The sequence below is a fragment of the Sphingomonas fuzhouensis genome (assembly GCF_034659795.1).
In the GTDB taxonomy this organism is placed as follows: domain Bacteria; phylum Pseudomonadota; class Alphaproteobacteria; order Sphingomonadales; family Sphingomonadaceae; genus Sphingomonas; species Sphingomonas fuzhouensis.
In genome coordinates this window covers 996824-1014825 of the sequence record NZ_JAXSQY010000001.1, presented here as the reverse complement: position 1 = coordinate 1014825, position 18002 = coordinate 996824, and the positions used below count along the sequence as shown (strand labels likewise).

The window sequence follows — 18002 nt, the reverse complement described above, 5'->3', positions numbered from 1 at the left end:
AGTACGGTTCCTGAACTGGATAAGAGAGAGCAATGACCGACTTTAACGACCTCGTGGATGGCTATCAGCGCTTTCGGACCTCCGATTGGCGTCGCCAGCGCGACCGCTGGGCCGAATTGAAGGAAGGCCAGAGCCCCAAGGTGATGGTGATCGCCTGTTCGGACAGCCGCGTCGATCCGGCGCAGATTTTCGACACGCTGCCCGGCGAAATCTTTGTCGTGCGTAACGTCGCCAACCTCGTTCCCCCGTTCGAGACGGGTGGCGGTCATCATGGCGTGTCGGCCGCACTCGAATTTGCGGTGACGCAGCTGGAAGTGACCGATGTCGTCGTCATGGGCCATGGTGCATGCGGCGGCTGCAAGGCGGCGCTGACCCAAGGCTTCGCCCACGCTCCGCAGGGTGAAGGCGGCTTCATCTCCGACTGGGTCAACCTGCTCGACGACGCCCGCGAGAAGGTCATCGCCAAGCATGGCGACGGCCCTGATGCGATGCGCGAGATGGAGATGGAGTCGGTTCGCACGTCGATCGCCAATCTGCGCACCTTTCCCTTCGTCACCAAGCGGGAAGAAGCGGGCAAGCTCAAGCTTCGCGGTGCCTATTTCGCGATCGCGGACGGCGTGCTGCACCTGATGGACGAGAATGGCGAGTTCCAGCCGGCCACCCCGGCCCTTGCCACGGCGTAATTCCATAAATTCCTCCCCTTGCAGGGGAGGTGGCAGACCGAAGGTCTGACGGAGGGGTGTCCCGGCTGGTTAGGCCGGACTGTCATCGCCACCGGTGACACCCCTCCACCAGCTTCGCTGGTCCCCCTCCCCTTGCAGGGGAGGAATTTCGGAAGAGGCACAAAAAGGGCGGACGCCGCATCCGGCGCCCGCCCTTTTTCTTTGCCCGTAAGGGGGATCAGCCCGCCGACGAGGCGACGACCTGATCCACGTCCTTCTTGGCCTCCGCGGTCGAGCGCAGCGACAGCTCGCGCATCTGCTTGTTGCTGGGCAGGCTGGGTGCGCCCATCAGCAGGTCTTCGGCACGCTGGTTCATCGGGAACAGCGAGATTTCGCGCAGGTTCTGCGCCCCGCAGATCAGCATGACGATACGGTCGACACCGGCGGCCATGCCACCATGCGGTGGCGCGCCATACTGGAAGGCGCGATAGAGGCCACCGAAGCGCTCCTCGACGTCCGCCTTGGACAGCCCGACCTTCTCGAACGCGGCGACCATCAGTTCGGGCGACTGGTTGCGGATCGAGCCCGACGCGATCTCGAAGCCGTTGCAGACCAGGTCATATTGATAGGCCTTCAGCGACAGCGGATCGGCGGAGTTCAGCGCCTCCATGCCACCCTGCGGCATCGAGAAGGGGTTGTGCGCGAACTCGACCTTCTTCTCGTCCTCGTCCCATTCGTAGAAGGGGAAATCGACAATCCAGCACAGGCGGAACGCGCCCTCCTCGATCAGGCCAAGCTGTTCGGCGACGCGGGTGCGTGCGAGCCCTGCCAGCTTGGCCGCCGCCTCGACCTTGCCCGCCGCGAAGAACAGGCCGTCATCGGGGCCAAGGCCGAGCGCGGCGTAGAGCGCCTCCATGCCCTCGGTGCCGTGGTTCTTGGCGATCGGGCCGCCGAACTCGCCGCCCTTGCGGGTGACATAGCCCAGACCCGCATGACCCTCGGCGCGCGCCCACTCGTTCATCTCGTCGAAGAACTTGCGGCTCTTCTCGGCGGTCTTGGGCGCCGGGATGGCGCGGACGACGCCGCCCGAGCCGACGATCTTTTCAAACAGGCCGAAGCCCGAGGTCGTGAAATGCTCCGAGACATCGGTGATGATCAGCGGGTTGCGCAGATCAGGCTTGTCGTTGCCGTACTTCAGCATCGACTCGGAGTAAGGAATGCGCGGGAACTCGCCGATCGGGGTAACGGTACGGCCATCGGCGAACTTTTCGAAGATGCCGCCGATCACCGGCTCCATCGTCTCCCACACCTCTTCCTGGGTGACGAAGCTCATTTCCAGGTCGAGCTGGTAGAACTCGCCCGGCAGACGGTCGGCGCGCGGGTCTTCGTCGCGGAAGCAGGGCGCGATCTGGAAATAACGGTCGAAGCCCGCGACCATCAGCAACTGCTTATATTGCTGCGGCGCCTGGGGCAGCGCGTAGAACTTGCCCGGATGGATGCGGCTGGGCACCAGGAAGTCGCGTGCGCCCTCGGGCGACGAGGCCGTCAGGATCGGGGTCGAATATTCGGTGAAGCCCGCCGTCTCCATGCGACGCCGCATGTCCGAAATGACCTGGGTGCGACGCACGATGTTGGCGTGCAGCGTCTCGCGGCGCAGGTCGAGGAAGCGGTAACGCAGGCGGATATCCTCCGGATATTCCTGCTCGCCCGCCACCGGCATCGGCAGTTCCTCGGCCGCCGACAGCACGGTCGCGCCGCGTGCGAACACCTCGATCTCGCCGGTCGCCAGGTTGGCGTTGACGGTGCCCGCCGAGCGCGCCTTCACGACGCCGTCGATCGTCACCACCGACTCGACTCGGACGCTCTCCAGAATGGCGAGCGCAGGCGTGTCGCTGTCGGCGACGATCTGGGTGATGCCGTAATGGTCGCGCAGATCGACGAACAGCACGCCGCCATGATCGCGCTTGCGATGAACCCAGCCGGACAGGCGAACCGTCTCGCCGACCGCCTCAGCAGTCAGCGCGGCGCAGGTATGGGTACGATAGGCGTGCATGGCGGACATTCTCTGTACGTCTGGGGAAAGTGCTGCCGCTTCCCCGCCCGACCGGTTTTTGTCAATCCTAATGTGCCCGAACGCGCCGCCCGTGCGTTCCTCTTTGTCAACCCGCGTGAGCCGGGCTATGTGCAGACGATGCACGTTCATCCGTTGATTACCGACAGCGCCACGCTCGCCAATCTCTGCGCCCGCCTCTCGCAAGCCGACTATGTGATGGTCGATACCGAGTTCATGCGCGAAAGCACCTATTGGCCAGAGCTTTGCCTGATCCAGATCGCCGATACCCAGGAAGCCGCCGCGATTGATCCCAAGGCACCGGGCCTGGACATGACGCCGCTGCTCGACCTGCTGGTCAACAATGACGAGGTGTTGAAGGTCTTCCATGCCGGTGGGCAGGATATCGAGATCATCTACAACCTGACCGGCAAGACCCCGCATCCGCTGTTCGACACCCAGATCGCGGCGATGGCGCTGGGTCAGGGCGAGCAGATCGGCTATTCCAATCTGGTCGACAGCTGGCTGGGCATTACGGTCGACAAGGGCGCGCGCTTCACCGACTGGTCGCGCCGTCCGCTCGACCAGCGTCAGGTCGATTATGCGATCGGCGACGTCACCCATCTGGCCGCCATCTTCCCCAAGATGCTGGAGCGGCTGCGCAAGACCGGGCGCGGCGCGTGGCTGGACCAGGAGATGGAGCGGCTGGCCGATCCGGCGCACTATGCCAATGACCCCGATGTCGCCTGGAAGCGGGTGCGCGTGTCGGGCCGCAAGCCCGATATGCTCGGCCGCCTGAAGGCGCTGGCCCGTTGGCGCGAACTGGAGGCGCAGGCCAAGGACCTGCCGCGCGGGCGTATCGTCAAGGACGAGACGCTGGCCGACCTCGCCGGACATCCCCCGCGCAAACAAGCCGACCTCGCCAAGGTGCGCGGCCTGTCGGCGACCTGGGCAGGCAATGATATCGGCGCGCGCCTGATGGATGCGCTGGAGGCCGCCGAACCGCTGGGGGCCGACGAACTGCCCGCGCGCGACGATCGCAAGCCGGGCCTGGGGCGCGAGGGCGCGTTGGTCGCCGATCTGCTCAAGCTGCTGCTGAAGATTCGCGCACGCGACATCGACGTGGCGCCGCGCCTGCTGGCACGCGCCGACGATCTGGAGATGCTGGCCGCTGGGGTTCGCTCCGGCCTATCCATCCTCGATGGCTGGCGGTTCGAGCAATTCGGCCGCGATGCGCTCGATCTGGTCGAGGGGCGGACCGGCTTCGTCGTCAAGGGCGGCAAGCTGAAGATGGTGCGCACCGAAGAGGAACCCGCCTGATGCGGCGTCTGATCCTGCTCGCCATGCTGCCGCTCACCGCCTGCACGACCATGCCCAAGGCTGAAGAGCAGATGGCGATGACGGGCTGTGGCGACGCCAAGGTCGCCGACCTGATCGGCAAAGCCTGGACCGAGGCACTACGTGCGCCGACGGTGAAGCGAACCGGCGCGCGCAGCCTGCGGGTGATCGCGCCGGGTGATGCGGTGACGATGGACTATCGGCCCGACCGGCTGAACATCGAAACCGATGCCGCAGGCCGGGTCGTCCGGCTCAAGTGCGGCTAAGCCGGACCGGCGACCGGCCCAGCGCGGTGGCCAGCGCGGCGTGGCGGCGCTCGACTGCTTCACCATAAAAGCCCTGATCGGCCTCCAGCATGGCGAGGCCGAGACGGCTATCGTCCAGGACCAGGGCGGTACGCTCCAACGGCCCGGCGAGCCCGCCGCTCAGCCGCTGCCCCAGCCGGATTGCCAGACCCCAGCTCGTCGCCAGTTTCAATTGCGCCGGGCTCGCCAGTTCGGCGAGCGGCGCGGGTATGTCGAGGCCGCCACCCAGGCTGGTGTGCAGCGCCTGGGCGAGCATCGCCCGCCCTTCGGCATCGATACCCACCCAATTGCCATGCAACGCGATCTCGACGCCGCGCTCGGCACGAAATTCGGGATTGGCCCGCCAGCCCACATCGGCCAGCAGACAGGCCGCGTGACGCAAGCGTCCTTCCGCCGCCGACTCGCCGGTGAACAGCGGCGCGATCCAGCTTTCCAGCAGATCGCCATGCTCAGGAAAGCGGCCGAGCAGCCGCCCTTCCTCGCGCGCGGCGACGATCAACGGGTCGAGCGCACGTGTCTTGGCATCGAGCCCGCCATAGAGCAGCCCCTCGCGAAGGCCGAAGGCGGACACGACGGTCGTGCTGCTACCCAGATGCTTCAGCAACACGCTGAGCAGCGCGGTCGCATCGGCCAGCGTCGCCGCACGGCTGGACGACAGGCCCTTCACCTCGCGCAGGCGCGGCTTGCTGAGATGCGGGATGGTCCGCGACAGCCGCACGATATCGAGCGGCGTCAACTCGTAATGATGGATGATCGGCAGCGGATAATCGGCCAGCGTCATGTCCAGCCGCGCCAGCGCCCGCCACGATCCGCCGACCAGATAGAAGGGCAGACCACGCCCCCGCCCTTCCCAACCGGCGTCATCGATCAGGCGGCCGATATGCCGCTCGAACGCCTTGCTGCCACGTTCGCGCAGGGCCGGAATGCGCAGCACGCCCAGCGGAAAGGACACCCGGTCCTCGACCTGACCGTCGCGGACCCGCACCAGTTCGAGACTGCCGCCGCCAAGGTCGCCGACAATGCCGTCCGCGTCGGGGATCGCCGAGAGCACGCCCTCGCCCGCCGCCTTCGCCTCCTGCTCGCCGGAAAGGAGTTCGACCTCCAGTCCCAGCGACTCGGCGCAGGCGATCAGTTCGCCGCCATTGGCCGCATCACGCACCGCCGCCGTCGCGACCGTGCGCAGCGTCGTCACGCCCATCTCGCGCGCCAGACTGGCGAAACGGGCGAGCGCAACCTGCGCCTTGGTCAACGAGGCGCGATCGATGGCGCCTGTCGCGGCAAGCCCGCGTCCCAGGCCCGCCATCACCTTCTCGTTGAACAGGATCGCCGGCAGGCGGGCGGGGCCCTGATAGACAACCAGCCGGACCGAGTTGGAGCCGATATCGATGATCGCGTTACGCGGCGCGCGGGGACCTGCCATTGCTCAGTACGCCTCCATCAACGCTGCCGCCGGAGCGACAGGGTCGGCACCGCCTTGCTGGTGTCGAGCGCGGCGCCGCGCCCCGAGAGCGAGGGATTGGTCATGAAATACCGATGCAGGTTGAAGGGGCGATCACCGGGCTGGTCGCGAACATAGGTGCCGTCCGGCTCCAACTCCCAACTCTGTTCGTTGTCGAGCAGATTGGCGACCATCACCTGATCCAATATCTGGTCGTGGACCGTGGGGTTCAGAATGGGCAGCATATATTCGACCCGGCGGTCGAAATTGCGCGGCATCCAGTCTGCCGAGGAAATGAAGACCTTGGCCGCGTCGTGCGGCAGGACCTTGCCATCGCCGAATGCCCAGATGCGGCTATGTTCCAGGAAGCGGCCGACGACCGACTTCACCCGGATATTGTCCGACAGCCCTTCGACACCCGGCCGCAGGCAACAGATGCCGCGCACGATCAAATCGATCTCGACGCCCGCCCCGCTCGCCTCATAGAGTTTTTCGATGATAAGCGGATCGACCAGCGAGTTCATCTTGGCCCAGACGCTGCCCGACCGCCCGGCACGGGCATGGGCGATCTCGGCATCGATCAGCGCCATCAGATTGTGGCGCAAGTCGCGCGGCGACAGGCTGACCCGGTTCATCGCGACCGGTTCGACATAACCAGTGATGTAGTTGAACATCTGCGCCGCATCGCGCCCGAGCAGCGGGTCGGCGGTGAAGAAGCTGATATCGGTATAGATGCGCGCGGTGACGGGATGATAATTGCCCGTACCGAAATGGCAGTAGGTACGGAAATCGCCGCCCTCTCGCCGCACGACCATCGACACCTTGGCGTGCGTCTTCCAGTCGATAAAGCCATAGACGACCTGAACACCTGCCCGCTCCAGTGCCGAGGCCCAATAGAGATTCTGTTCCTCGTCGAACCGCGCCTTCAACTCGACGATGGCGGTCACCGACTTGCCCGCCTCGGCCGCCGCGATCAGGGCGTTGATGACCGCCGACTGCTTGCCTGCACGGTAGAGCGTCTGCTTGATCGCGACCACGTCGGGGTCGGCCGCCGCCTGTTTCAGGAAAGCGATGACCACCTCGAACGTCTCGTACGGGTGGTGGACGACGATGTCCTTGGACTTGATCGCGGCAAAGCAGTCGCCCGCAAATTCACGGATTCGCTCGGGAAAGCGCGGGCTATAGGCCGGGAACTTCAGGTCGGGGCGGTTCTCGTCGACCAGCATGTCGAGGTCCCCGATGCCGAGCAGATTACCGCTCTCGGTAATGATTGCATCGGTCCCGCCCAGTTCACCGCGCAGCACGTCGGCGAGTTCGTCGGGCATGCCCGTTTCCAGCTCCAACCGGATCACCCGGCCGCGCCGCCGCCGCTTGATGGCGTTGGCGAAATAGCGGACCAGGTCCTCCGCCTCTTCCTCGATCTCGATATCGCTGTCGCGCAGGACGCGGAAGGTCGCCGCGCCGTTGACCACATACCCCGGAAAGAGCAGCCCGGAGAACCGGCGCAGGATCGTCTCGATCGCGACATAGCGCGCGCCCTCGCCCGGCAGGCGGACGAAGCGCGGCATGGTCGCCGGGATCATCACCAACTCGCGAATCGGCGCCTTGTCGGACACGCGGGTCAGGTCGAAGATCATCGACAGACCCTTGTTGGGGATGAAGGGAAAGGGATGCGCCGGGTCCAGCGCCTGGGGCGTCAGGATCGGAAAAATCTGCTCGCGGACATGGGTTTCCAGCCAGGCGCTGGCATCCTGGTCGATCGAGTCGCGCCGCAGGACGAAGATACCCGCCTCGTCGAGCAGATTGCGCAGGTCGCCCCACACTTCCTGCTGGCTGGCCATCAGGCGGTCCGCCTCCGCCACGATGCCGCTGAGCTGCTGTCCCGGCGTGAGCCCGTCGACCGAGCGCTGCTCGACATCCTGCGCCTGCTGCCCCTTGAGGCCCGCCACCCGGACCATGAAGAATTCGTCGAGGTTCGATCCCGAGATCGACAAGAAGCGCAACCGCTCGAGCAGCGGATGGGCCGAATTGCATGCTTCTTCCAGCACGCGCCGGTTGAAGGCCAGCCAGGAAAGTTCGCGATTGAAGTACCGCCCGTTCGGCTCCGCCGTGAAATGATCGTCGTCGGGCTCGGACATTTGCGCGATATGGGCAGGACGGGTCATTTTCACTCGCTCAGGCGGGTCACGGTTCGGCGATCAGGCCAGCCGCGATCAGGGTGGATCGTGCCAAGGGAATGGACAAACGCGCACGCCGTTCCATCGCCCCCTGGTCGAGCATATCCACTGCGCGGATGACAGATAGGTGACTACGCTCGATCCGAAGGGTCAGCCACTCGATCAGGTCGGGACGCGCGTCCAGGCCGCGCCGCTCGAACAGATGTTCGAACAGCCCGGAGACCAGTTCGTCATCGGGCGCACCGATCTCCGCCAGGCTGCTGTTCGCCAGACGGGAACGCAGGTCGGGCAGCTTGACCTGCCAGCGCGGCGGCGGTGAGTCGGCGACGATCAACAGCGGACGCCGATCGGCCTGGGCGGTATTCCAGGCATGGAAGATCTGCACCTCGGGCACCCGCTCGGCATCGTCAATGATCGTGCCGCCGCTCTTGGCCGCGAAGATCCGCGCGAGCAGCGAGCGCCCCGATTTGCGCGGGCCGGTCAGGATCGCGGCCATGGTCGGCCACGCCTCCCATTGCTCCAGCATCCGCGCCGCCATCCGGTTGGAATCGGTCAGCAGGAACGCATCGGATCGGGGGTCCGCCGGCCATTGCAGCGGCAGCGCCATCTGGTTCATCCGGTAATCACATTATCCGATGTAGGCACCGGCGCGGGCACTTGCGCCGCACGCCGAATGCGCAGGGTGGTGCCCGATCCGGACACCTGGAAGCCACGCTGCTGGAGCGCGCGGCGAAGCTGGTCGGGGTCGCCGTCATAGGTGACGGCCATGATCGACACCCCACCCAGCGCCAGGCTGGTGGTGCCCGCCCGGACGACGCCGGGGATGCCGCGCACGAGGCTTTCGACATTGGCCACCGCGCTGGCGGTCGGCGCGTCATATTGCAGCGAGACCGCGATGCCCGCGCCGGACGCGGCAATCGAAGCATCCAGTCCGGCAATGGGTTCCTCGCCCGGTGTCGTATCGTCGATCACCGGCACTTCCGGCTTGGGCGGGGGACGAAGCGAGGCGTCGGGATGCAGCGCGCCGCTCGCCAGCGCCCGCTGGTACAGCCCGTCGAGCCGCGCGACGCCGGTGTCGAGCAACTGCGGAAGGCCATCGGTGCTTCCGACCCGCAAGGTGACGGTGCCGATCAGCATGTTGTCCGGCCCATGCCGCGCCTCGAACACGCCGATCACCGGGCCGCCGGGCCATTGGCGATAGAGATGCACGACCGGAATCAGGATGTCGGACGCGCCATATTGGTCGAGGATGGTACGCCACCATCCGCGCGAGCGCCGCCCGATCTGCCCGGCGTTCAGCAGCAGCGGCTCGGCACCGGTGCCCGCCGGGCGGATATAGTCGATCGTGCTGTTGCCGGTCCGGAAGCGGGCCCAGGCCTGTTGCCAGGGCGTGCGCGCCTCGAACATTTGCGACACACCGCCCGATATCTGAAGCGGCATGACCAGCATGGGCGGCGAGCGATCGGCATAGGCCGATACGCCCAACACCGACGCGGCACGAACCCGGTCGAACAACACGCCCAGCTTGGCAATATAGCGGGTCGGGCCGATCTGTTCATTCTCGACCACGATACCGCTGACCAGCGAATCGAGCAGGCCATCGGACGCACCAGTGCCGCCGCGCCCCAGACGCTGGGCCAGCATCGCCCAGGCCTTGCGCTGGGCGATCCGCCAGCCGCCAAGGCGCGCGGCTTCCGCCGTCTTGCCCGATACGTCGACCGCGACGCCCGTCACTTCATAGGAGCCGCCATTATCGACCGGCGCAACGCCGCGCGTCTGCCCTTCGATCTGGGCGAGCACCGCGCCGCCCCCGATGCCTAACCCGGCAAGGGCGGCCAGACCGGCCATGATGGAGGGCAATCGCAAACGCATCGCGGCCTTTTGGCGAAGCAGACGTGGAAATCCAAGCGCGATATAGCTAACGGGCAAACATGACCGACAACAGCACGCCGTCCGCCAGCCCCTCGCCCGCCGAAAAGGGCGCGTCCTACACCTATGCCGATGCTGGCGTTTCGATCGCCGCCGGTAATGCGCTGGTCCGCGCGATCGGCCCGCTCGCCAAGGCGACGCGGCGGCCGGGCGCGGATGCCGACCTGGGCGGCTTTGGCGGGTTCTTCGACCTGAAGGCGGCCGGCTTCACCGATCCGCTTCTGGTCGCGGCCAATGACGGCGTCGGCACCAAGCTGAAGCTGGCGATCGAGCATGACCGCCATGACGGGGTTGGTATCGATCTGGTCGCGATGTGCGCCAACGATCTGGTCGTGCAGGGCGCCGAGCCGCTGTTTTTCCTGGATTATTACGCGACCGCCAAGCTGGAAGGCGATGTGCCCGAGCGCGTGATCGCCTCGATCGCCGAGGGCTGCCGCATCGCGGGCTGCGCTCTGATCGGCGGTGAGACGGCCGAGATGCCGGGCATGTATGCGCCGGGCGATTACGACCTCGCGGGCTTCTGCGTCGGTGCCGTCGAGCGCGATCAGGTGCTGACCGGCGCCACCATCGGCGATGGCGATGTGATCCTGGGCCTGGCCTCGTCGGGCGTCCATTCCAACGGCTTTTCGCTGGTTCGCCGGCTCGCGGCCGACAAGGGCTGGAAGCTCGACCGTCCCGCGCTGTTCGATCAGGACGTTCTGCTGATCGAGGCGCTGATGGCCCCGACTCGGATTTACGTCCGCTCGCTGCTCCCCTCGATCAAGGCGGGGACGATCAAGGGTCTGGCCCATATCACCGGCGGCGGCCTGCTCGAAAACATCCCGCGCGTGTTGCCCAAGGGCGCGCATGCGGTGGTCGATGCGGACGGCTGGGAGCAGCCGCGCCTGATGGCCTTCCTTCAGGCCCAGGGTGGCATCGAGCCCGAGGAAATGGCGCGCACCTTCAATTGCGGTATCGGCATGGCGGTGATCGTCGCGGCCGAACAGGCAGAGGCGGTGGCCGAAACGCTGCGCGGGGCGGGCGAGACGGTCGTCACCATCGGCCGGGTCGAGGCGGGCGAGCGTGGCTGCACCGTCAAGGGCGCGACCGGGACCTGGAGCGCCAAGGCCGACTGGACCGCGACCCATGTCGGCTGACAAGCCGGTGAAGGTCGGCATCCTGATTTCCGGCCGGGGTTCGAACATGCAGTCGCTGGTCGCCGCCGCGCGAGAGGCCAGCGCCGCTTATGCAGTCGCGCTCGTCGCGTCGGACAAGCCCGATGCGGCGGGGCTCGCCTGGGCCGAGGAACAGGGCATCGCGACCTTTGCCCTGTCGCCCAAGGGAATCGGCAAACCAGCCTATGAGGCGGCAATCGACCAGGCACTCCGCGACGCGGGCGTCGAGGTGATTGCGCTGGCGGGTTATATGCGTCTGTTGTCGGGGGAGTTCGTCGCCCGGTGGCAGGGACGTATCCTCAATATCCATCCCTCGCTGCTGCCGCTGTACAAGGGCCTCGACACCCATGCGCGTGCGATCGCTGCGGGGGATGCCAAGGCGGGCTGTTCGGTTCACGTCGTGACCGAGGAACTGGACGACGGCGAAGTGCTGGGTCGGGCCGAGGTGCCGATCCTGCCCGGCGACGATGCCGCGACGCTGGCCGCGCGCGTGCTCGTCGAAGAGCATCGGCTTTACCCCCAAGTGTTGACGGAGTTCGTGCGCCGATGACCGATACCCTCTCCCGCATTCGCGACATCGCCATGCTGCTGCCGGGCACGGCGGAGGACGCCCGCGACGGCGAGATCCGTTTCCTGGTCGAGGGCAAGCCGTTCGTCCGGGTCAGCCAGGACGCATCCGCGCTGCACCTGTGCATCGCCGACGAGGACAACGCGCCGCATTGGAGCGCGGTGACGCTGTCCGCCGACAGTGACTGGACGCTGATCGAGGACCGGATCGCGCGCAGTTGGGAACTGGTCGCGCCGACCGAATTGCTGGAGGCTGGCGGGCGATGAGCGGCACGGCGGGTGAAGAGGCCGCCGACCGCGCCAAATCGCGGCGGCGTCTGCTGACCCTGGCGGAGTTCGTCGCGGTCGCGGGGCTGATCGTGGCGGCGCTGACGCTCTATCTCAACTGGTCGCAGCGACGCAGCGACGCCGCAGACCGGGCGGCCACCGCCAGCGCCCAGCGGCAGGACCGCGCCCGACTCGACCTGACCGGGACGGTCGAGGATGATGGTCGCCGTCTGCTCCTGCGCGATCCGAACCATGATCTGGAAAAGGTCGTCATCGACTTCCCGGCCGCCTCTGGCATCGGCCGACAGGTTCCTATGGGTGATCCGGCGATCATGGTCGAACCCATCGCCGGTCCGCTGCTCACACTGACCGATGGCAAGACTGACAAGCATGAGGGACGCTTGCCGGTGCTGATTACCGCTCGTTACTGGGATGGCGATACGGCGCGGACCGCCACGGGCCTGTACGACGTGATCTGGCGCACCCATGGCCGCTTGCTGCGGGGGCGGACGCTGCGGCTGGAGGGCTTGCGGCTTGTCGATCGCAACGGCACGACCGCCATGCTGAATGCCGCCTGGGCCGCCAAGCGCCGCTGATTAGAGACTGCGTGCGTAGACGACATCGTCATAGACGGTGTCGCCGACCCGGAACTGACGGGTTCCGGCGAGCGCAAAGCCTTCGCGCTCGTAGAAGGCACGTGCCCTTTCGTTGATGCCCAGCACACCGAGCAGCATCCGGCGACGGCCGAGCGCGCGGGCATCGTCGATCGCCCTGGCCATCAGCCTATGGCCCAGGCCCGTTCCGGCCGCCAGCGAGAGGGTATAGATGCGGCGAAGCTCGATATCCTGCGCATCCGTCTCGACCGGAAGGTCGGGGGGCAGGAGAAGGGTGTAGCCGATCGGCGCGGCGCCATCGGGATGCTCGGCCAGGCTGGCGACGCTCATGGCGTCGGCCATCCACGCATCGAACTTGGCGGGCGAGCTATTGAGAGCGCAGTGCCGCACCATATCAGGACCCGATATGGTCCCGGCAAATGTTTCCAGGAAGGTGGCGGCCGCGACGAGCGACAGCGCGGGCGCATCGCCCGGCCCGGCTCGTCGCAGCCGCCAGTCCATCAGCCGACGATTTCTTCCGGCTTGAAGAAGTACGCGATCTCGATCGCGGCGTTCTCGTCCGAGTCCGACCCATGGACGGTGTTGGCTTCGATCGACTCGGCCAGTTCTTTGCGGATCGTGCCCGGTTCGGCGTTCGCCGGGTTGGTCGCGCCCATGATGTCGCGGTTGCGCTGCATGGCATTCTCGCCTTCCAGCACCTGCACGACGACCGGACCCGAGATCATGAACTCGACCAGATCGTTGAAGAAGGGGCGCTCCTTGTGGACCGCGTAGAAGCCCTCGGCCTGCTCGCGGGTCATCTGGATGCGCTTCGAAGCGACGACGCGCAGGCCGGCGTCCTCCAGCATCTTGGTGACGGCGCCGGTCAGGTTGCGGCGGGTCGCGTCGGGCTTGATGATCGAAAAGGTACGGTTCGCGGCCATGATGGTCACGCAGCTCCTGAATAAGTGAGTGGCTGGAAGTGGCGCCGCCCTAGTCGGGGCGCGGATGCAATGCAATGTCTTATAAGGGCAGCCCCTCCCAACCTTTTTCTCCCCTGCAAGGGGAGGGGGACCAGCGAAGCTGGTGGAGGGGTGTCACCGCTGATGGGGATACCCCTCCGTCAGCCCTTCGGGCTGCCACCTCCCCTTCCAGGGGAGGAATATGCTATGCCGCCTGTTCCCAGCGACCCTGGTCGTTCTGCTTCCAATAGCGGCGCTCCACGCCGTCGCGGTCGGCCAGCCCCTTCCACGCCGCACGCGCCTCGGCGATGCGGTCGCCGTCGAAGAAGTGAAAGGCCCGGTCGAAGGTCAGCGCTTCGTCGCGCCAGACGCCGTCCGCGAGCGCGACATGGCGCGCGCCATTGGTCGGCTGCACCACGCCCGCGATCAGGATGGGCTGCGCGCCGTCATCGCCCTCGCCGGCTTGCGCATGGGGCAGGAAGCCGTCCGCCGGGATCATCCAGAGCTGGCGATCGAGTGCGGCGCGCTGGTCGGCGTCGCCGCTCACGATCAGCAACCGGCCGCCGCCGCTCATCACCCGATCGGCGATGACGGGCAGCAGCCGATCGAGCGGCGCGATCGTCAGATGATAGAAATCGACCTGCACCCGCGCCGCCTCCTCTTTGCCTTACGCCTCGAACCGATCCGCGACGAACTGGTCGAGCAGACGCACGCCGTAGCCGGTCGCGCCCTTGTCGTGGTTGATGCCCGGCTTGTCCGACCAGACCATGCCCGCGATATCCAGATGCGCCCAGGCGACGCCCTCGTTGATATAGCGCTTCAGGAACTGCGCCGCCGTGATCGAGCCGCCGCCGCGCGGGCCGACATTCTTCATGTCGGCAATCTGGCTGTCGATCAGCTTGTCATAGGCGTCGGCCAGCGGGAAGCGCCACAGCTTCTCGCCCGTCGCGGTGCCCGCCGCGAGCAGCGATTCGGCCAGCGTATCGTCATTGGCGAACAGGCCGCCATGCTCATGCCCCATGCTGATGATCATCGCGCCGGTCAGCGTAGCGAGGTCGACGATGGTCGAGGGCGAATGCGTCTTCTGGACCCAGGTCAGCGCGTCGCACAGGACCAGGCGGCCTTCCGCGTCGGTGTTGATGACCTCGATCGTCTGGCCCGACATCGAGGTGACGACGTCACCGGGACGCTGCGCATTGCCGTCGGGCATGTTCTCGACCAGGCCCATGACGCCGACGACATTGGCCTTGGCCTTGCGCGCCGCGATCGCCTTCATCGCGCCCGCGACGGCACCGGCGCCGCCCATGTCCCACTTCATGTCTTCCATGCCCGCGGCAGGCTTGATCGAGATGCCGCCGGTGTCGAAGGTCACGCCCTTGCCGACCAGCGCCAGCGTTTCGGCATCGGCCGCACCGCCATTCCACTTCAGGACCAGCAGCCGCCCTTCGCGCACCGAACCCTGGCTGACGCCCAGCAGCGCCCCCATGCCCAGGTCGCGCATCTGCGCTTCGTCCAGCACGGTGACTTCCAGACCCAGGCCCTCGATGTCGTTCAGGACACGCTCGACAAAGGTTTCGGGATAGAGCTTGTTCGGCGGCTCGGAGACGAGCGTGCGGGTCAGCTCCAGCCCGCCATTGACCGCATGGATACGGGCATAGGCGGCTTCCACATCCGCCCCGGCATCGACGATCGCGATCTTCGTCAGCGTCGGCTTGGACGTTTCGGGCAGCTTGGTGCGGTACACGTCATGGCGCCAGCCGCGCTGCACCGCGGCACCGGCGAAGCCCGCGACCGCCTCTGCCGAAGGCTTGTTGCCCATCCCGGTCAGAAGCACCGTGGCCGAGGTAGCACTGGTCAGCAGCTTAGCGGTCAGCGCGCCGCCAGCCTTGCGCCAGTCGGCATCCTTGCCCTCGCCTATGCCCAAGAAAACGACGCGCCGCACCGCGCCATCGAAGGGCACGAACGTCTCGACCAGCGATCCCGCTTCGCCCTTGAAACGCGCCGCGTCGGTCGCCGCCTTGGCGACCGCCACCATGCTATCGCCGCCGACCGCTCCGGTAACCGCGCCGTCCTTGGGAATCGGGACGACGAGCACATCGTTCGCATCGGCGTCGGAGGTAAAGACGATCTGCATGGGTATCCTCGGCTAAACTCGTAACAGTTGCTATCATCTAGGCTCTTGGCCCGTCGTGGCAAGCGCGCGATTGCAGCAAGCCGCCGGTGATGCGATAGGCAGGCCTTTCAAGGCGTCGCCCTGCCGGGGGAGGCTGCATCATCGTGTCGGCAAGGACGGACCAGATATCATCGTGCGCAGAATGACGCTTCTGACCGGCAGCGCCCTGCCCTTCGCGCTTATGACGGCGAGCCCCGCCTTCGCCGCGCAGGATCTTCAGGACCGCCCCGTCGCGCCCCCGCCCAGCGAAGGCCCGGCCCCGACTAATCCCGATCAGGTCCGTTTCAGCGCCGATCAGCTGGAATATGACATCAACGCCGATGTCGTGACCGCGACCGGCGAGGTCCGGATGTTCCGCGAGGGCGAAAGGCTGCGCGCCGACAAGGTCACCTGGAACCGCAAGACGGGCAAGGTTCTGGCGACCGGCAATATCGCGATTACGAACCCCCAGGGCGACATCGCCTATGGCGACCAGATCGAACTGACCGATTCGCTGAAGGACGGCGTGGTCAACGATATGCTGGTCGTGCTGGAACAAGGCGGACGGCTGGCCGCCGTGAAGGGGACGCGCGAGCCGGACGGCACGATCAATCTCGACCGCGCCGCCTATACGCCCTGCGCGGTCGAGACGTCGGAGGGCTGCCCCAAGGAGCCGACGTGGAAGATCACGGCGGTTCGTGTCACCTATCGCCCGGACCGCGAGCGCGTCTATTTCAACGGGGCCAAGCTCAACCTGTTCGGCCTCCCCGCCATACCGCTGCCGCGCCTGTCCGCACCGGTCGGGCCGGGCGGCGACAGCGGGTTCCTGACCCCCGATATCCGGCTGGACCGAGTGAACGGGGTCGAGGTCGCCGTTCCCTATTACTGGCGCCTGGCCCCCAATAAGGGCCTGACCGTCACGCCGCACGTCTTTACCGCCGTGCTGCCGATGATGGAGGCGCAGTATGAGGAACTGAACACGCTGGGTGCGTTCCGCATCACCGGCTTCGGCACCGCCAGCCGCCGCAGCGACGACCTGAACACGCTGAACCCCACCGACACGACCCAGGCCTTTCGCGGCTATCTGGATGCGGTCGGCCGGTATCAGTTCACGCCCGAATGGAGCCTGTCGGGTTCGGCCCGGATCACCACCGACCGTACCTTCCTGCGCCGTTACGACATTTCGCGCGACGACCGGCTGCGGACGACCCTCAACCTCGAGCATATCGACGCCAACAGCTATTTCTCGCTGGCGGGCTGGTATGTCGAAACGCTGCGCGTCAACGATCCGCAGGGGCAGCAACCGATCGCCCTGCCCGTGCTCGATTATCGCCGCCGGTTCGACGACGGGCTGCTCGGCGGCAAGTTCGAGATGCAGCTGAACACATTGGCCATCACCCGCACCGCCGGACAGGATACGCAGCGGGCCTTTGCCAGCCTGCGCTGGGATTTGCGGCGCCTGACCAACTGGGGTCAGGAAGTGACGTTCACCGCCTATGGCCGGGCCGACGCCTATAACGCGAACAACATCGCCACCACGCCTTTGGTCTATCAGGGGCTGGCCGGATTCCAGGGGCGCGGCATCGGCGCGCTGGCGGTCGACGTGAAATGGCCGTTCGTCGGCGAACTCTGGGGCGGCAGCCAGCGCTTCACGCCGCGCGTCCAGATCGTCGCCAGCCCCAAGATCAAGAATATCGAGATCCCGAACGAGGACTCCCGCTCGGTCGATCTTGAGGATTCCAACCTTTTCGCGCTGAACCGCTTCCCCGGTTACGACCGATTCGAGGATTCGACGCGCATCACCTATGGCGCGCAATGGGCGCTGACCCTGCCGGGCTTCACCTTCGACACGATCGTCGGGCAGAGTTTCCGCCTGAACGACCGACCGACGATCCTTTATCCCGGTACCGGCCTGTCGGATCGCTGGTCGGATATCGTCGGGCGAACCGAACTGCGTTTCCGCGACTTCATCTCGCTGACCCATCGCTTCCGGCTGGACAAGGACAGCTTCGCGATGCGCCGGAACGAGATCGACGCGACGATCGGTTCGCGCACCACCTATGTCCAGGCGGGCTATCTGCGGCTCGACCGCAACATCTTCACATCGATCGAGGATTTGCAGGATCGCGAGGAACTGCGTCTGGCGGGCCGGGTGCAGTTCGCGCGCTTCTGGTCGGCCTTCGGCTCGACCGTGATCGACCTGACCGACCGGGCCGAGGATGCGCTGTCGCTATCCAACGGGTTCGATCCGATTCGCCATCGCCTGGGCGTCCAATATGAGGATGACTGCCTGCGGCTCGGCTTTACCTGGCGGCGCGACTATGTGCAGACGGGCGACGCGCGCGCGGGCAACAGCTTCCTGTTGACTCTGGCGTTCACCAATCTCGGCCGCTAAGCCGGTATTCAGC

17 protein-coding genes are annotated in these 18002 nt (G+C 66.3%); 8 read left to right on the top strand and 9 right to left on the bottom strand.

Translation table 11 applies throughout. The annotated features are described in order from the left end of the window. Nucleotides 1-32: 32 nt before the first annotated feature. Nucleotides 33-683 (top strand): carbonic anhydrase, encoded by a 651-nt coding sequence (locus U1H82_RS04720; RefSeq protein ID WP_322963740.1) that lies wholly within the window; start codon nucleotides 33-35, stop codon nucleotides 681-683. A 217-nt stretch (nucleotides 684-900) separates the two neighbouring features. Here the strand turns inward: U1H82_RS04720 and aspS are convergent, their stop codons facing one another. Continuing rightward, nucleotides 901-2715: an aspartate--tRNA ligase gene (gene aspS / locus U1H82_RS04715; protein ID WP_322963739.1), complete on the bottom strand. Its 1815-nt coding sequence runs from the start codon at nucleotides 2713-2715 to the stop codon at nucleotides 901-903. 138 nt (nucleotides 2716-2853) lie between these two features. Between aspS and rnd the strand changes: the two genes are divergently transcribed. Both rnd and U1H82_RS04705 read left to right on the top strand, forming a co-directional pair. Next, nucleotides 2854-4032 carry a ribonuclease D gene (gene rnd, locus U1H82_RS04710; RefSeq protein ID WP_322963800.1) on the top strand — a complete coding sequence of 393 codons (1179 nt, stop codon included), beginning with the start codon at nucleotides 2854-2856 and terminating at the stop codon, nucleotides 4030-4032. Next, nucleotides 4032-4316 carry an I78 family peptidase inhibitor gene (locus U1H82_RS04705; RefSeq protein ID WP_322963738.1) on the top strand — a complete coding sequence of 95 codons (285 nt, stop codon included), beginning with the start codon at nucleotides 4032-4034 and terminating at the stop codon, nucleotides 4314-4316. Before rnd ends, U1H82_RS04705 begins: the two co-directional genes overlap by 1 nt. Here U1H82_RS04705 and U1H82_RS04700 read toward each other — a convergent pair. The 4 genes from U1H82_RS04700 to U1H82_RS04685 are packed head-to-tail and all read right to left on the bottom strand — an operon-like array spanning nucleotide 4303 to nucleotide 9842. Then, nucleotides 4303-5775: a Ppx/GppA phosphatase family protein gene (locus U1H82_RS04700; protein ID WP_322963737.1), complete on the bottom strand. Its 1473-nt coding sequence runs from the start codon at nucleotides 5773-5775 to the stop codon at nucleotides 4303-4305. The genes U1H82_RS04705 and U1H82_RS04700 overlap by 14 nt on opposite strands. Before the next feature lie 17 nt (nucleotides 5776-5792). Further along, nucleotides 5793-7958, bottom strand: coding sequence for an RNA degradosome polyphosphate kinase (locus U1H82_RS04695; RefSeq protein WP_375339487.1), 2166 nt, complete (start codon nucleotides 7956-7958; stop codon nucleotides 5793-5795). A 19-nt stretch (nucleotides 7959-7977) separates the two neighbouring features. After that, on the bottom strand, nucleotides 7978-8586 hold the full coding sequence (locus tag U1H82_RS04690) for a P-loop NTPase family protein (RefSeq protein ID WP_322963736.1): 609 nt from the start codon (nucleotides 8584-8586) through the stop codon (nucleotides 7978-7980). Next, on the bottom strand, nucleotides 8583-9842 hold the full coding sequence (locus U1H82_RS04685) for a heavy-metal-associated domain-containing protein (RefSeq protein WP_322963735.1): 1260 nt from the start codon (nucleotides 9840-9842) through the stop codon (nucleotides 8583-8585). The genes U1H82_RS04690 and U1H82_RS04685 overlap by 4 nt, the downstream gene beginning before the upstream one ends. Before the next feature lie 59 nt (nucleotides 9843-9901). Between U1H82_RS04685 and purM the strand changes: the two genes are divergently transcribed. Genes purM through U1H82_RS04665 form a run of 4 tightly spaced genes read left to right on the top strand, consistent with a single transcriptional unit; the run spans nucleotide 9902 to nucleotide 12483 of the window. After that, nucleotides 9902-11035, top strand: coding sequence for a phosphoribosylformylglycinamidine cyclo-ligase (gene purM / locus U1H82_RS04680; RefSeq protein WP_322963734.1), 1134 nt, complete (start codon nucleotides 9902-9904; stop codon nucleotides 11033-11035). Beyond that, entirely contained in the window at nucleotides 11025-11603 is a 579-nt protein-coding gene (gene purN / locus U1H82_RS04675; protein WP_322963733.1) for a phosphoribosylglycinamide formyltransferase, read from the top strand. Before purM ends, purN begins: the two co-directional genes overlap by 11 nt. Further along, entirely contained in the window at nucleotides 11600-11887 is a 288-nt protein-coding gene (locus U1H82_RS04670; protein WP_322963732.1) for an MmcQ/YjbR family DNA-binding protein, read from the top strand. The genes purN and U1H82_RS04670 overlap by 4 nt, the downstream gene beginning before the upstream one ends. After that, the gene (locus U1H82_RS04665; RefSeq protein ID WP_322963731.1) at nucleotides 11884-12483 is read left to right on the top strand and encodes a hypothetical protein; all 600 of its coding nucleotides are present in this window, start codon (nucleotides 11884-11886) and stop codon (nucleotides 12481-12483) included. The genes U1H82_RS04670 and U1H82_RS04665 overlap by 4 nt, the downstream gene beginning before the upstream one ends. Here U1H82_RS04665 and U1H82_RS04660 read toward each other — a convergent pair whose 3' ends face one another. The 4 genes from U1H82_RS04660 to U1H82_RS04645 all read right to left on the bottom strand — a co-directional run bounded on the left by U1H82_RS04660 (nucleotide 12484) and on the right by U1H82_RS04645 (nucleotide 15576). Next, nucleotides 12484-13002: a GNAT family N-acetyltransferase gene (locus U1H82_RS04660; protein ID WP_322963730.1), complete on the bottom strand. Its 519-nt coding sequence runs from the start codon at nucleotides 13000-13002 to the stop codon at nucleotides 12484-12486. After that, nucleotides 13002-13424, bottom strand: a complete 423-nt coding sequence (ndk, locus tag U1H82_RS04655) for a nucleoside-diphosphate kinase (protein ID WP_322963798.1) — start codon at nucleotides 13422-13424, stop codon at nucleotides 13002-13004. The genes U1H82_RS04660 and ndk overlap by 1 nt, the downstream gene beginning before the upstream one ends. 223 nt (nucleotides 13425-13647) lie before the next feature. After that, entirely contained in the window at nucleotides 13648-14088 is a 441-nt protein-coding gene (locus tag U1H82_RS04650) for a DNA polymerase III subunit chi (protein WP_322963729.1), read from the bottom strand. 21 nt (nucleotides 14089-14109) lie between these two features. Beyond that, nucleotides 14110-15576, bottom strand: coding sequence for a leucyl aminopeptidase (locus tag U1H82_RS04645; protein ID WP_322963728.1), 1467 nt, complete (start codon nucleotides 15574-15576; stop codon nucleotides 14110-14112). 181 nt (nucleotides 15577-15757) lie between these two features. On the opposite strand from U1H82_RS04645, the gene U1H82_RS04640 reads away from it, so the two are divergent. Continuing rightward, entirely contained in the window at nucleotides 15758-17989 is a 2232-nt protein-coding gene (locus U1H82_RS04640) for an LPS-assembly protein LptD (RefSeq protein ID WP_322963727.1), read from the top strand. The last annotated feature ends 13 nt before the right edge of the window (nucleotides 17990-18002 follow it).

What these genes read in the sequence shown, in the direction of transcription:
- U1H82_RS04720 (WP_322963740.1), top strand. Translation starts at nt 33, where the DNA reads ATGACCGACTTTAACGACCTCGTGGATGGCTATCAGCGCTTTCGGACC.
- aspS (WP_322963739.1), bottom strand. Translation starts at nt 2,715, where the DNA reads ATGCACGCCTATCGTACCCATACCTGCGCCGCGCTGACTGCTGAGGCG.
- rnd (WP_322963800.1), top strand. Translation starts at nt 2,854, where the DNA reads ATGCACGTTCATCCGTTGATTACCGACAGCGCCACGCTCGCCAATCTC.
- U1H82_RS04705 (WP_322963738.1), top strand. Translation starts at nt 4,032, where the DNA reads ATGCGGCGTCTGATCCTGCTCGCCATGCTGCCGCTCACCGCCTGCACG.
- U1H82_RS04700 (WP_322963737.1), bottom strand. Translation starts at nt 5,775, where the DNA reads ATGGCAGGTCCCCGCGCGCCGCGTAACGCGATCATCGATATCGGCTCC.
- U1H82_RS04695 (WP_375339487.1), bottom strand. Translation starts at nt 7,958, where the DNA reads ATGACCCGTCCTGCCCATATCGCGCAAATGTCCGAGCCCGACGACGAT.
- U1H82_RS04690 (WP_322963736.1), bottom strand. Translation starts at nt 8,586, where the DNA reads ATGAACCAGATGGCGCTGCCGCTGCAATGGCCGGCGGACCCCCGATCC.
- U1H82_RS04685 (WP_322963735.1), bottom strand. Translation starts at nt 9,842, where the DNA reads ATGCGTTTGCGATTGCCCTCCATCATGGCCGGTCTGGCCGCCCTTGCC.
- purM (WP_322963734.1), top strand. Translation starts at nt 9,902, where the DNA reads ATGACCGACAACAGCACGCCGTCCGCCAGCCCCTCGCCCGCCGAAAAG.
- purN (WP_322963733.1), top strand. Translation starts at nt 11,025, where the DNA reads ATGTCGGCTGACAAGCCGGTGAAGGTCGGCATCCTGATTTCCGGCCGG.
- U1H82_RS04670 (WP_322963732.1), top strand. Translation starts at nt 11,600, where the DNA reads ATGACCGATACCCTCTCCCGCATTCGCGACATCGCCATGCTGCTGCCG.
- U1H82_RS04665 (WP_322963731.1), top strand. Translation starts at nt 11,884, where the DNA reads ATGAGCGGCACGGCGGGTGAAGAGGCCGCCGACCGCGCCAAATCGCGG.
- U1H82_RS04660 (WP_322963730.1), bottom strand. Translation starts at nt 13,002, where the DNA reads ATGGACTGGCGGCTGCGACGAGCCGGGCCGGGCGATGCGCCCGCGCTG.
- ndk (WP_322963798.1), bottom strand. Translation starts at nt 13,424, where the DNA reads ATGGCCGCGAACCGTACCTTTTCGATCATCAAGCCCGACGCGACCCGC.
- U1H82_RS04645 (WP_322963728.1), bottom strand. Translation starts at nt 15,576, where the DNA reads ATGCAGATCGTCTTTACCTCCGACGCCGATGCGAACGATGTGCTCGTC.
- U1H82_RS04640 (WP_322963727.1), top strand. Translation starts at nt 15,758, where the DNA reads ATGACGCTTCTGACCGGCAGCGCCCTGCCCTTCGCGCTTATGACGGCG.